Raw genomic sequence first — 12,245 nt, 5'->3', positions numbered from 1 at the left:
GGACGTCAGAAGGGGGCGCGCGAAGCCCATGAGCGGTGTCATGAAGCGTATGGGGATGATCTTCCGCGCGAAGGCGAACAAGGCCCTTGACCGGGCCGAGGACCCGCGCGAGACCCTCGATTACTCGTACCAGAAGCAGCTGGAGCTCCTGCAGAAGGTGCGCCGCGGTGTCGCCGACGTGGCCACCTCGCGCAAGCGCCTGGAGCTGCAGCTCAACCAGTTGCAGTCGCAGTCCTCGAAGCTGGAGGACCAGGGCCGCAAGGCGCTGGCGCTCGGCCGTGAGGACCTCGCCCGTGAGGCCCTCTCCCGCCGTGCCGCCCTCCAGCAGCAGGTCACCGACCTGGAGACGCAGCACGCCACGCTCCAGGGCGAGGAGGAGAAGCTCACCCTCGCGGCGCAGCGCCTGCAGGCCAAGGTCGACGCCTTCCGCACGAAGAAGGAGACCATCAAGGCCACCTACACCGCCGCCCAGGCCCAGACCCGCATCGGCGAGGCCTTCTCCGGCATCTCCGAGGAGATGGGCGACGTCGGCCTCGCGATCCAGCGCGCCGAGGACAAGACCGCCCAGCTCCAGGCCCGGGCCGGCGCCCTCGACGAGCTCCTCGCCTCCGGCGCCCTGGACGACCCGACCGGCCTCGCGAAGGACGACATCCAGAGCGAGCTGGACCGGCTCTCCGGTGGTACGGATGTAGAGCTGGAGCTGCAGCGCATGAAGGCCGAGCTCGCCGGAGGCACCTCCGCGGGCCAGCAGGCCATCGAGGGCGGCACGAGCCAGCAGCAGTCCCAGCCGCAGTCGCAGCAGCAGCCGCAGGACACCCCGCGCTTCGACAAGCAGTAGCAGCCCGGCGCCGGGGACCGGAGCCGAGGAGGGCCGACATGATCGTACGGATCATGGGGGAGGGCCAGTGGAAGCTGGCCGACTCCCACTTCGCCGAGCTGAACAAGCTGGACGACGAGCTGCTCGCGGAGATGGAGGGCGGCGACGACACCGGCTTCCACCGCACCCTCGACGCCCTCCTCACCGCGGTCCGCCGCCTCGGCGAGCCCCTTCCCGACGACGCGCTCGAACCCTCGGAACTGATCCTCCCGGCCCCGGACGCGAGCCTGGAGGAGGTCCGGGAGATGCTGAGTGACGACGGGCTGATTCCGGGGTGAGAAGGATCATGTGAACAACCCGTCCGGCGTTTGACCCGTCCGGCGTGTGAAAGGCGACGGTAAGCACAAAGTGACCACCCTCGCCCGAGCCCGGCGCCAGCTGAAAGCCCACCCCCTCGCCCTCGACTCGGCTCTCGCAGCAGGCGTCCTGCTCTGCATGCTCGCCGGCTCCTTCGTCGATCCCCACAGCGGTCACACCGTCAGCTGGCGCATCCGCACCCCCGACCCCCTCAGCCTCCTGCTGATGACCCTCGGCGCCGAGGCCCTGGTCTTCCGCCGCCGCGCCCCCATGACGGTCCTCGCCGTCACCGGCACCCTCTCCGTCGTCGAGTTCATCACCGGCGACCCCCGCGCCCCCGTCGCCATGTCCGCCGTCGTCGCCCTCTTCACCGTCGCCGCCGCCACCGACCGCCCCACCACCGTGCGTGCCGGACTGATCACGATGACCGCGCTCACCAGCGCCGCCATGCTCGCCGGCCCGCTGCCCTGGTACGCGCAGGAAAACCTGGGCATCCTCGCCTGGACCGGCATCGGCGCCACCGCGGGCGACGCCGTCCGCAGCCGCCGGGCCGTCGTCCAGGCCATCCGCGAGCGCGCCGAGCGGGCCGAGCGCACCCGCGAGGAGGAGGCCCGCCGCCGCGTCGCAGAGGAGCGCCTGCGCATCGCCCGTGATCTGCACGACGTGGTCGCCCACCACATCGCCCTGGTCAACGTCCAGGCCGGCGTCGCCGCCCACGTCATGGACAAGCGCCCCGACCAGGCCAAGGAAGCCCTCGCCCATGTCCGCGAGGCCAGCCGCTCCGCGCTCAACGAGCTGCGCGCCACCGTCGGCCTGCTGCGCCAGTCCGGCGACCCGGAGGCCCCCACCGAACCGGCCCCCGGCCTGGACCGCCTCGACGAGCTGGCCGGCACCTTCCGCAGCGCCGGCCTACCGGTCGTGGTCGCCCGCGCCGACCACGACACGAGCCTCCCCGCCGCCGTCGACCTGGCCGCCTACCGGCTCATCCAGGAGGCCCTGACCAACGTCCAGAAGCATGCGGGAGCGGACGCGAAGGCCGAGGTCAGCGTCGTACGCGTGGGACCGCACATCGAGATCACCGTCCTCGACGACGGCTGCCCCGGGCCCGAGGAGGCTCCGGTCACCGGCGGCGGACACGGCCTGCTCGGCATGCGGGAACGCGTCACCGCCCTGCGCGGCACCCTCACCACCGGTCCCCGCTACGGAGGCGGCTTCCGGGTGCATGCGATCCTGCCGGTCAAGCCCCGTACCCGGACAGCCGAGGACCCCGTATGACGATCCGTGTCCTGCTCGCCGACGACCAGGCGCTGCTGCGCAGCGCGTTCCGGGTGCTCGTCGACTCCGAGTCCGACATGGAGGTGGTGGGGGAGGCGTCCGACGGGGCGCAGGCGGTCCGGCTGGCCCGGGAGGAGCGCCCGGACGTCGTCCTGATGGACATCCGCATGCCCGGCACGGACGGTCTCGCCGCGACCCGGGAGATCAGCGCCGACCCCGACCTCGCCCAGGTCCGGGTGGTCATCCTGACCACCTTCGAGGTCGACGACTACGTGGTGCAGTCGCTGCGCGCGGGCGCCTCCGGCTTCCTCGGCAAGGGCAGCGAGCCGGAGGAACTCCTGAACGCGATCCGGATAGCCGCCGGCGGCGAGGCCCTGCTCTCCCCGGCCGCGACCAAGGGCCTGATCGCCCGCTTCCTCGCGCAGGGCGACTTCACCGGTGAGGACGACGACCCCGCGCGGGCGGAGCGCCTCGGCGCCCTCACGGTGCGCGAGCGCGAGGTCCTCGTGCAGGTGGCGGGCGGGCACTCCAACGACGAGATCGCCGAGCGTCTGGAGGTCAGCCCGCTGACCGTGAAGACGCACGTCAACCGGGCCATGGCCAAGCTGGGCGCCCGCGACCGGGCCCAGCTCGTGGTGATCGCGTACGAGTCCGGGCTGGTACGCCCGAGGGTGGAGTGACCACAACTGTCCTGTCCTGCCCTGCGATACTCGAACTGCGCAAGGACCGCAGGGACAGGAAGCGGGCCCTGAAGCGGCGGACCGTACAGCCCGACGGGACGCCCGAACCGGCGGGCGTCTGAGGGCAGTTCGGCACGGCGGACCGCCTGTCCGTCGTGCCGACGGTATTCCCGGCGCTTTGGTTCCCTATGCTGTGCGCTCGAACTGCTCGGCGGCGAAAGGGAATCGGTCGTGCCGCTGCACAAGGACGACCCGAGGACGATCGGCGGATACCGGATCGTCGACCGTCTCGGGGCCGGAGGCATGGGTGTCGTCTACCGGGCCCGGTCGCGGTCGGGGCGCGAGGTCGCCCTCAAGGTGGTGCACGCCCAGTACGCCGAGGACGGTGTCTTCCGGGCCCGCTTCCGGCAGGAGATCGAGGCCGTCCGCAAGGTCAGCGGTGCCTTCACCGCACCGGTCGTGGACGCCGACGCGGAGGCGGCACGCCCCTGGATGGCGACCCAGTACGTGCCCGGACGCTCGCTCGCCGACCGGATCCGCGAGGGCGGCCCGATCCGCGGCGCCGAAGTCCGCCTGGTGGCACTGGGGCTGGTGGAGGCGCTGCGGGACATCCACCGGGCGGGGGTGGTGCACCGCGATCTGAAGCCCGCGAACGTCCTGATGGCCGACGACGGCCCCCGCGTCATCGACTTCGGCATATCCAGGGCGGCCGAGAACCACAACACCCTCACCGAGACCGGCCAGATGATCGGCACCCCGCCCTTCATGTCGCCGGAGCAGTTCGTCGACGCCCGCTCGGTCGGCCCCGCCTCCGACGTCTTCTCGCTCGGGGCGCTGCTCGCGTACTCCATCACCGGCCGGGGCCCCTTCGACGCCGACAGCCCCTATCTGACCGCCTACCGGGTGGTCCACAACGAGCCGGTGCTGGAAGGGGTGGCACGCCCCCTGCGGACCGTCCTGGAGCGCTGCCTGGCCAAGGAGGCCAAGGACCGGCCCGGACTCGACGAGCTGGCCCCGGAGTTCGCGGCCGTCCTGCCCGAGCCCGCGGACGACGACCCGCCCACGATGACCCTGCGTCTGGGCGCCCTGCAGACCGGCGCGAAGACCGACCCGGGGATCGCCACCGACCGCACCACCTCCACCACCACCGGCTCCGGCCGCCGCGGCCGCCGCAGGCGTATGCGTCCCCTGTGGGCCGCGGTCGGCACGGTCTGCGCGCTCTCCCTGGGGCTGCTGGGTTACATGCGGTTCGGGCCGGGGTTCTCGGACGATTCCCCGGCGACGGGCTTCGACGCGTACGCCGGGGCCGACTCGCCCCGCTGGGGGGCCCTCCCCGCCGGCTGGAAGCCCTGGCAGACGACGGTGTCCGAGGACGCCGAGAGCGGTGTGAAGAAGGCGCCGGGCACGGACGGGGACCAGACGCCGTTCTGCGGGGCGGACCAAGGGGCCGTCTACTGCGGGGGCAGCGCGCTCCTCCCGGAACGGATCGACGGCGCCACGGGCAAAACGCTCTGGCGTGCCGACATCGCGCCCGAGGGGATCCCCGCCGACCAGTACCTGTCGGCGATCCTGGGCGTGGACGACGACGTGGTCCTCGCGCAGATGATCGTCAACGACAAGTCCGGCTGGACGAAGGAGCAGTTCGTCGTCGCCCTCGACAGCGGGACCGGCACGATGATCTGGTCCCAGAAGGTGAACAAGGACAGCCCCGGGTCCGTCTACGCCGCCGGGACGGTCCTGCTGCAGGAAGGCGACGGCCGCTCGGTGACCGCCCGCTCGGCCGCTGACGGCGAGCAGCTCTGGAAGATGTCCCTGCCTGCCAAGCACCTCTGCTCACCCATCGCCAAGGACGACCGCCTGTACGTGGAGTGCGTCACCGAAAAGGAGGACTCCGACGCCACGCAGTTCTTCGTCGTCGACCCCACCGACGGCTCCGCGCGGCTGCTGACGTCACCGGCGGGCAGCGGCACCTTCGTGGGCACCGACGAAGGCCTGCTGGTCTTCGTCGAACCCGATACCGACCAGACGGCCATCAGCGGCGACGCGACGTACAGCCGCATCGTGCGCGTCGACCCCGACACCGGGGAGCGCGAGGTGACGAAGCTGACCGAGAAGTACCAGGGGCTCGAGGTACTGGCGCACGGCACGCTCTACTTCAGCACCTCCAGCGGCAAGGTGAGCGCCGTCTCGCCCCGTACCGGAATCCTGGTGTGGGAGAAGCGCACGACCCTCGAAGCACCGGGCGAAGTCGTGCTGGACGACAGCGGGCGCACCGTGTACCTGGCCAGCGGGAGCGGACGGGTGGCGGCTCTGGACGCGGCGGCGGGCACCGCGCTGTGGGAGTCCTCCGCCCGCGCCGAGGTCCTGGGCAGCGGGAACCTGTCCGTCGTGCTGATCAACAAGGGGGCCGTGGTGGTGGCGACCGCCGACGGCACGGTCTTCACCCTCGACCCGGCTCACCCCGACAGGACACCGGTGTCGGGGTGAACCACGGCCGGCGCGGACCGCTTACGGAAGCGCCGGCCTCCGCTCCGCCTACGGCAGCGCCAGCATCCGCTCCAGCGCCAGCTTCGCGAACGCCTCGGTCTCCTTGTCGACCTCGATGCGGTTGACCAGGTTGCCCTCGGCCAGCGACTCCAGGGCCCAGACCAGGTGGGGGAGGTCGATGCGGTTCATGGTCGAGCAGAAGCAGACCGTCCTGTCGAGGAAGACGATCTCCTTGCCCTCGGGCGCGAAACGGTTCGCCAGGCGGCGCACCAGGTTCAGCTCGGTGCCGATGGCCCACTTGGAGCCGGCCGGGGCCGCCTCCAGCGCCTTGATGATGTACTCGGTCGAACCGACGTAGTCCGCGGCCGCGACGACCTCGTGCTTGCACTCGGGGTGCACCAGCACGTTCACCCCGGGGACGCGGGCGCGGACGTCGTCGACCGACTCCAGGCTGAAGCGGCCGTGCACCGAGCAGTGGCCGCGCCACAGGATCATCTTCGCCGCGCGCAGCTGCTCGGCGGTCAGCCCGCCGTTCGGCTTGTGCGGGTTGTAGACGACACAGTCCTCCAGGGACATGCCCATGTCCCGGACGGCCGTGTTGCGGCCCAGGTGCTGGTCGGGCAGGAACAGCACCTTCGTCGTCGAGGGCTCGCCCTGCTCGAACGCCCACTCCAGGGCCCGCTTGGCGTTGGAGGAGGTGCAGATCGTGCCACCGTGCTTGCCCGTGAACGCCTTGATGTCCGCGGACGAGTTCATGTACGAGACGGGCACGACCTGCTCGGCTATGCCGGCCTCGGTCAGCACGTCCCAGCACTCGGCGACCTGCTCGGCCGTCGCCATGTCGGCCATCGAGCAGCCGGCCGCGAGGTCGGGCAGGACCACCTTCTGGTCGTCCGACGTCAGGATGTCCGCCGACTCGGCCATGAAGTGCACACCGCAGAACACGATGTACTCGGCCTCCGGGCGGGCGGCCGCCTCCCGGGCCAGCTTGAAGGAGTCGCCCGTGACATCGGCGAACTGGATGACCTCGTCGCGCTGGTAGTGGTGGCCGAGCACGAAGACCTTGTCACCGAGCTTCTCCTTGGCCGCCCGGGCGCGCTCGACCAGGTCCGGGTCGGAGGGCGAGGGCAGGTCACCGGGACACTCGACACCTCGCTCGCTCTTGGGGTCGGCCTCGCGGCCGAGCAGCAACAGGGCGAGCGGAGTCGGCTGTACGTCGAGCTCCGTGGTCTGGGCGGTGGTCACGTCACGCACCCTTTCTACTTTTCGTCGAACTGACGCTATCTATGATAGCTTGCTTCGTGTCACTTTGACGATGGTCATCGCGTCGATGTGACATGAATCCCGGACGTGGCGCGCGGAGGCCGTGGGGCGCTCCGGGTGGTCGCTGTTCGCTTCGCCGCCGGTGTGCGAGCATGAAAGAACAGCGGCCCGGAATGAATCCGCGGCCCCGTCGGTTGCAACCGTCGGCAAGCAGCCTCCGTACAACCCGGGAGAGATGTAGATGTCCGTATCGGACGAGACCAGCACCGCCACCGACGGCATCATCCTGTCCGACGCCGCCGCGGCGAAGGTCAAGGCCCTGCTCGACCAGGAAGGCCGTGACGACCTGGCGCTGCGCGTCGCCGTGCAGCCCGGCGGCTGCTCCGGCCTGCGGTACCAGCTCTTCTTCGACGAGCGCTCCCTCGACGGCGACGTCGTCAAGGACTTCGACGGCGTCAAGGTCGTCACCGACCGTATGAGCGCCCCGTACCTGGGCGGCGCCTCCATCGACTTCGTCGACACCATCGAGAAGCAGGGCTTCACGATCGACAACCCGAACGCCACGGGCTCCTGCGCCTGCGGCGACTCCTTCAGCTGAGCCTTGCCGAGACGTACGACGAAGGCGGCGACCCCTCCCCGGGGCCGCCGCCTTCGTCGTACTCCCGCAGCGGCTCCTACTGGACGTCGGGCAGCCGCGCGCCCGCCTTCTCCAGCGGTACGGCCTTGCCGTCCGAGCCGACCACCTTCCGGCTGCCGAGCGGCTCGTCCAACTGCACGGTCCGGTGGTACTGCTTGGCGATCAGGATGCAGACCTTGTCCGGCCAGGGCGTCTCGGTCACGGTGACCGTCACCTGGTCCCCGGACTCCTTCGCCGTCGCCTCGTAGTCGGCGCACACCCCGCCGGTGAAGCTGACGACCAGTTCCTCGCCCTCGGCCGTGTAGCCGTCCACCTGCACGTTCCGGGTGCCCGAGGTGGCGCTCGGCGCCGGTGTGGGCGTCGTGGCCGCCTTCAGATACGCCGGGTCGACCGCCGGCTGCGTCACCCGGTACTCGTCCGCGGCCCCCGTGCCCTTCACCTCGAACAGCCAGGACGGCACGAGCACCTGCCGCCCGCCCGAGGTGTGCGGGGCGAGCCCGAGCACCGCGTCGTCGACGGTCACGGTCTCTCCCTGGGGGGAGCCCGTGGACGAGCCGGTCGTGGACGAGCCGCAGGGGCTCTCCAGCCGGTCCTTCAGCGGCACCGGGCTCGCGCATCCGCCGATGCCCATCCGCTGGTCGCCGCCCGGCGCCGCGTTCAACGCCTTCAGCGCCTCCTCTGCGGTCAGCAAGGGGTAAGTGTCACCCTTGGCCGGCGCCTTCAGCTGCCCGTTCCCGCCGATGACCACCCCGTCGGCGCCGACGCTGATCCCGGTCGTCCACCCGTAGGTGGGCAGACCGCCGACCTCCGGGTCCGCGTTCACCACCCGCTGGGCGCCCATGACCTGGCTCGCGTCCACCTTCGCGTCGTCCTGCCCGACGGCCTTCAGGATCGGTGCCGCCGCCTTCTTCGCGGCCGCCTCGCTCACCGGGTCGGCGGCCGGGGCCGCGGGGTCCTGGGTGCACTTGGCGACACCGCCCTTGCAGACGTCGGTACCCGGCGCGTACCGGCTGAACGTCCACATGCCCGGCGCCTGCCGGTTCACCCGCAGCACCGGCCCCGAGCCGTCGTTCCCGGCGCCCACCTTCCATGCCTCCCCGTCGACCACGGGCGTCCCGTCCACGCCGAGCGCCTTCGCCAGCCGCGCCACCTCGTCCTTGCCGACCGCGCCCTTCGCCCAGTACACGGGCGCCGAACCGGGACCGTCGGGGAGCGTGCCGTCGGCCTTGTACGTCACCACCCCGTACGGGTTCGGCTCACCGGGCGCGATGCCGTTCGAAGCCCCGCCGGAGCCGGTCCCGGCGTAGTCGTCCAGCACCAGCGGTCCGGGGGTGCCGCCGCCGGAGGGCGCCCCGGAACCCGTACCGCCGCCCCCGCCGGCCTGCGCGCTGAGATACGCCCCACCGCCACCGACCAGCAGCACGGCAGCGGCGACGGAGGCCACGAGCAGGGGGGAGCGGCGGCGAGGGGCCGAGGGGGGTTCACCCAGGTCGCCCAGGTCGACGGCGGGTCCCTCCGGGCCCTCCGGAGCCTCGGGGGCTTCCTGGGCCGCCGTCGCCTTCTGGACCTCCGGCGCGTCCGCGACCGTCTCCGCCACTTCGGCCGCCGCGCTCTCCTCGGCCCCCGAGCTCTCGCCGTCCGCCTCGGCCGCCGACGTCTCAGGGGCCTCAGGGGCCTCAGGGGTCTCCTCGGCCCCGTCCCGCTGTGCGACCTTCTCGGTCTGCTCGGCGGAGCCCGTCTCCTCCGGCTGGCGCGCGGCGTCGTCGTTGTCGGGTCGCTCGGTGTTCACCGCATCGCTCCTTCGGCTGCCCTGCTGTCGTACCTCACATCCCCTTTACGGGGGACAGCGATGGGACGCGGCGGGGGAGCGCACGGTTCCCTGTGAGCGCCCCGGCCGGAAAAGCCGTAAGAAAATGCGGGGAGACCCCCTGGTCGGGTGGCCGAACCCTAGTTGCCGTAGTCCGGCATGGCTTCCAGGAGTCGTGCCGACCTCGCCGGGACGGTGACGCCGTGGATGAGTGACGGGGAGACCGGACGGGAAGTGATCTTCTCCGGAGCCGCCCAGTGCGGAGCCATCCGGGCGCAGTCGCCCCGCAGCGACGCGAGGCCGCCGTCGAGGTCGGCCGGGGCGGGGGCGATACGGAGTTCGAGGTTCGTCATGGCGGAACCGTAAGCACGCCGAAGCCCGCGAAGAAAGATCTACTATCGGGTAGTTTCGGCTGCTTCAGTGGCGCCCCTCGACCGGGTAGCGTGAACTGTCAATCCCACTCCCCACAGGAGAGTCCACGCCGTGCGCATCGCAGTCACCGGCTCCATCGCGACCGACCACCTCATGACGTTCCCCGGACGTTTCTCCGACCAGCTCATGGCGGACCGGCTCCACACGGTCTCGCTCTCCTTCCTGGTCGACAACCTGGACGTACGCCGGGGCGGAGTGGGCGCGAACATCGCCTTCGGGATGGGACAGCTCGGCACCCGGCCGATCCTGGTCGGCGCCGCGGGCGCGGACTTCGACGAGTACCGCGCCTGGCTGGACCGCCACGGCGTGGACACCGAGTCGGTCCGCATCTCCGAGACCCTGCACACCGCCCGCTTCGTGTGCACCACCGACGCCGACCACAACCAGATCGGCTCCTTCTACACGGGCGCGATGAGCGAGGCCCGGCTGATCGAGCTGAAGACCGTCGCGGACCGCGTCGGCGGCCTCGACCTGGTCCTGATCGGCGCCGACGACCCCGAGGGCATGCTCCGCCACACGGAGGAGTGCCGCTCCCGGAGCATCCCCTTCGCCGCCGACTTCTCCCAGCAGATCGCCCGGATGGAGGGCGAGGAGATCCGGATACTGCTGGAGGGCGCCACGTACCTGTTCTCCAACGAGTACGAGAAGGGCCTCATCGAGTCCAAGACCGGCTGGTCCGACGCCGAGATCCTCGCCAAGGTCGGCCACCGCGTCACCACCCTCGGCGCGCGCGGCGTCCGTATCGAGCGGGACGGCGACGACCCGGTCGAGGTCGGCTGCCCGGACGAGGAGCGCAAGGCCGACCCCACCGGCGTCGGCGACGCCTTCCGCGCCGGGTTCCTCTCCGGTCTCGCGTGGGGGGTCTCGCTGGAGCGGGCCGCCCAGATCGGGTGCATGCTGGCGACGCTCGTCATCGAGACCGTGGGCACGCAGGAGTACCAGCTGCGCCGGGCGCACTTCATGGAGCGGTTCACCAAGGCGTACGGGGATGAGGCGGCCGAGGATGTGCGAGCTCACCTTGCGTGAGTGAGCCCGTTTTCGGGTGCGGGTGCGTGGGGGCTGGTCGCGCACACGCGGCGGTAGCCGCACGTTGACACAGCCCCGCGCCCCTGGGTGGGTCAGCTCGTCCGGCGGACCAGGTATGCCGTTCCTTTTTCCGCCGGCTCCTCGCCCACGTACTCCTGGCCCCGCATCTCGCACCACGCCGGGATGTCCAGGCGGGCCGCCTCGTCGTCGGAGAGGACCCGGACCCGGCCGCCGACCGGCACGTCTCCGATGACCTTCGCCAGTTCGATGACGGGGATCGGGCACCGCTTGCCGAGGGCGTCCACGATCAGCTCGTCCTCCCGTACGGCCGTGGCCGGGGCCGGTGCCCCCAGCTTCTCCCGCACCCCCGCCACGGCCCCCGGCAGCACGTCCAGGAACCGCTCCACGTCCTCCTCGGCCGCGCCCGCCGGCAACGACACCCGCACGTTCCCCTCGCTCAGCACCCCCATCGCCTTGAGCACATGGCTCGGCGTCAGCGTGCTGCTGGTGCAGGAGGAGCCCGAGGACACCGAGAAGCCCTCCCGGTCCAGCTCGTGCAGCAGCGCCTCCCCGTCGACGTAGAGGCAGGAGAAGGTCACGATCCCGGGCAGCCGCCGTCGCGGATCGCCCACCACCTCGACGTCCGGAACCAGTTCGGGCACCCGTACCCGGATCCGCTCCGTCAGCTCCCGCAGCCGTACCGCCTCCCGGTCGGCCTCGGCCCGTACCGCCCGCAGGGACGCGGCGGCCGCCACGATGGCCGGCAGGTTCCCGAACTCCTCGGCCTCACGGGCCGCGTACCGCACCCCTTTGCGCACCACCAGCAGCCCGACCCCCGACGGCCCGCCCCATTTGTGCGCACTGGCGGTCAGTACCGACCAGTCACCGTGCACCTGACCCCACCCGAGCGACTGCGCCGCGTCCACCAGCAACGGCACCCCGGCCGCCCGGCAGACCTCGGCCACGGCCGCCACCGGCTGTTCGGTCCCCACCTCGTGATTGGCCGACTGCAGGCACGCCAGCGCGGTGTCCGCCCGCACCGTCTCCTCGTACGCCCCCACCTCCACGGCCCCGCTCCGCACCACCGGCACCCGCGTCACCGTCCCGCCGTCCGCCTCGTGCGCTTCGGCCGAATGGAGCACCGCCGAGTGCTCGACAGCTGACACGATCAGGTGACGCCCGATCCGCCGCCGCCCACCCAACACCCCTGCGATACCAGTCTGGACGGCCCGCGTCCCGGACGAGGTGAAGACCAGTTCGTCCGCCCGGCACCCCACGGCCTCCGCGGCCGCTTCCCGCGCCGCGTCCAACAGCAACCGCGCCCTACGCCCCTCCCGATACAACCGCCCAGGATCCGCCCACCCCTCATCCAGAGAGGCCAACAGCGCCTGACGGGCGACGGGATGGAGAGGGGCGGCGGACGCCGCGTCGAAGTAGGACACACAGCAACGTTAAAACGAGGGG

12 protein-coding genes are annotated in these 12,245 nt (G+C 71.5%); 8 read left to right on the top strand and 4 right to left on the bottom strand.

The window, feature by feature from the left end; translation table 11 throughout:
* Positions 1–28: 28 nt before the first annotated feature.
* The 6 genes from ACLZN2_RS13260 to ACLZN2_RS13235 all read left to right on the top strand — a co-directional run bounded on the left by ACLZN2_RS13260 (position 29) and on the right by ACLZN2_RS13235 (position 5,616).
* Positions 29–838: a PspA/IM30 family protein gene (locus ACLZN2_RS13260; RefSeq protein WP_416978621.1), complete on the top strand. Its 810-nt coding sequence runs from the start codon at positions 29–31 to the stop codon at positions 836–838.
* A 38-nt stretch (positions 839–876) separates the two neighbouring features.
* Positions 877–1,155: a PspA-associated protein PspAA gene (gene pspAA, locus ACLZN2_RS13255; RefSeq protein ID WP_416978620.1), complete on the top strand. Its 279-nt coding sequence runs from the start codon at positions 877–879 to the stop codon at positions 1,153–1,155.
* 70 nt (positions 1,156–1,225) lie between these two features.
* Positions 1,226–2,449 carry a sensor histidine kinase gene (locus tag ACLZN2_RS13250; protein ID WP_416978619.1) on the top strand — a complete coding sequence of 408 codons (1,224 nt, stop codon included), beginning with the start codon at positions 1,226–1,228 and terminating at the stop codon, positions 2,447–2,449.
* Positions 2,446–3,129 carry a response regulator gene (locus tag ACLZN2_RS13245; RefSeq protein WP_416978618.1) on the top strand — a complete coding sequence of 228 codons (684 nt, stop codon included), beginning with the start codon at positions 2,446–2,448 and terminating at the stop codon, positions 3,127–3,129. The genes ACLZN2_RS13250 and ACLZN2_RS13245 overlap by 4 nt, the downstream gene beginning before the upstream one ends.
* Positions 3,126–3,251, top strand: coding sequence for a hypothetical protein (locus ACLZN2_RS13240; RefSeq protein ID WP_416978617.1), 126 nt, complete (start codon positions 3,126–3,128; stop codon positions 3,249–3,251). The genes ACLZN2_RS13245 and ACLZN2_RS13240 overlap by 4 nt, the downstream gene beginning before the upstream one ends.
* Positions 3,252–3,360: 109 nt before the next feature.
* Positions 3,361–5,616, top strand: coding sequence for a protein kinase domain-containing protein (locus ACLZN2_RS13235; RefSeq protein WP_416978616.1), 2,256 nt, complete (start codon positions 3,361–3,363; stop codon positions 5,614–5,616).
* A 48-nt stretch (positions 5,617–5,664) separates the two neighbouring features.
* Here ACLZN2_RS13235 and nadA read toward each other — a convergent pair whose 3' ends face one another.
* The gene (nadA, locus tag ACLZN2_RS13230; protein WP_416978615.1) at positions 5,665–6,861 is read right to left on the bottom strand and encodes a quinolinate synthase NadA; all 1,197 of its coding nucleotides are present in this window, start codon (positions 6,859–6,861) and stop codon (positions 5,665–5,667) included.
* A 259-nt stretch (positions 6,862–7,120) separates the two neighbouring features.
* Between nadA and ACLZN2_RS13225 the strand changes: the two genes are divergently transcribed.
* A complete protein-coding gene (locus ACLZN2_RS13225; RefSeq protein ID WP_046727393.1) occupies positions 7,121–7,477 on the top strand; it encodes an iron-sulfur cluster assembly accessory protein in 357 nt (118 codons plus the stop codon).
* 76 nt (positions 7,478–7,553) lie between these two features.
* Here the strand turns inward: ACLZN2_RS13225 and ACLZN2_RS13220 are convergent, their stop codons facing one another.
* The gene (locus ACLZN2_RS13220; RefSeq protein WP_416978614.1) at positions 7,554–9,305 is read right to left on the bottom strand and encodes a hypothetical protein; all 1,752 of its coding nucleotides are present in this window, start codon (positions 9,303–9,305) and stop codon (positions 7,554–7,556) included.
* Positions 9,306–9,463: 158 nt separating this feature from the next.
* Positions 9,464–9,676 (bottom strand): hypothetical protein, encoded by a 213-nt coding sequence (locus ACLZN2_RS13215; RefSeq protein ID WP_416978613.1) that lies wholly within the window; start codon positions 9,674–9,676, stop codon positions 9,464–9,466.
* A 130-nt stretch (positions 9,677–9,806) separates the two neighbouring features.
* Between ACLZN2_RS13215 and ACLZN2_RS13210 the strand changes: the two genes are divergently transcribed.
* Entirely contained in the window at positions 9,807–10,781 is a 975-nt protein-coding gene (locus ACLZN2_RS13210) for a carbohydrate kinase family protein (protein WP_416978612.1), read from the top strand.
* Positions 10,782–10,873: 92 nt separating this feature from the next.
* Here the strand turns inward: ACLZN2_RS13210 and ACLZN2_RS13205 are convergent, their stop codons facing one another.
* Positions 10,874–12,223: a cysteine desulfurase/sulfurtransferase TusA family protein gene (locus ACLZN2_RS13205; RefSeq protein WP_416978611.1), complete on the bottom strand. Its 1,350-nt coding sequence runs from the start codon at positions 12,221–12,223 to the stop codon at positions 10,874–10,876.
* Positions 12,224–12,245: the final 22 nt, after the last annotated feature.

This window comes from Streptomyces sp. T028, assembly GCF_048159505.1.
Classification (GTDB): domain Bacteria; phylum Actinomycetota; class Actinomycetes; order Streptomycetales; family Streptomycetaceae; genus Streptomyces.
This window is presented reverse-complemented; position numbering and strand designations above follow the sequence as displayed.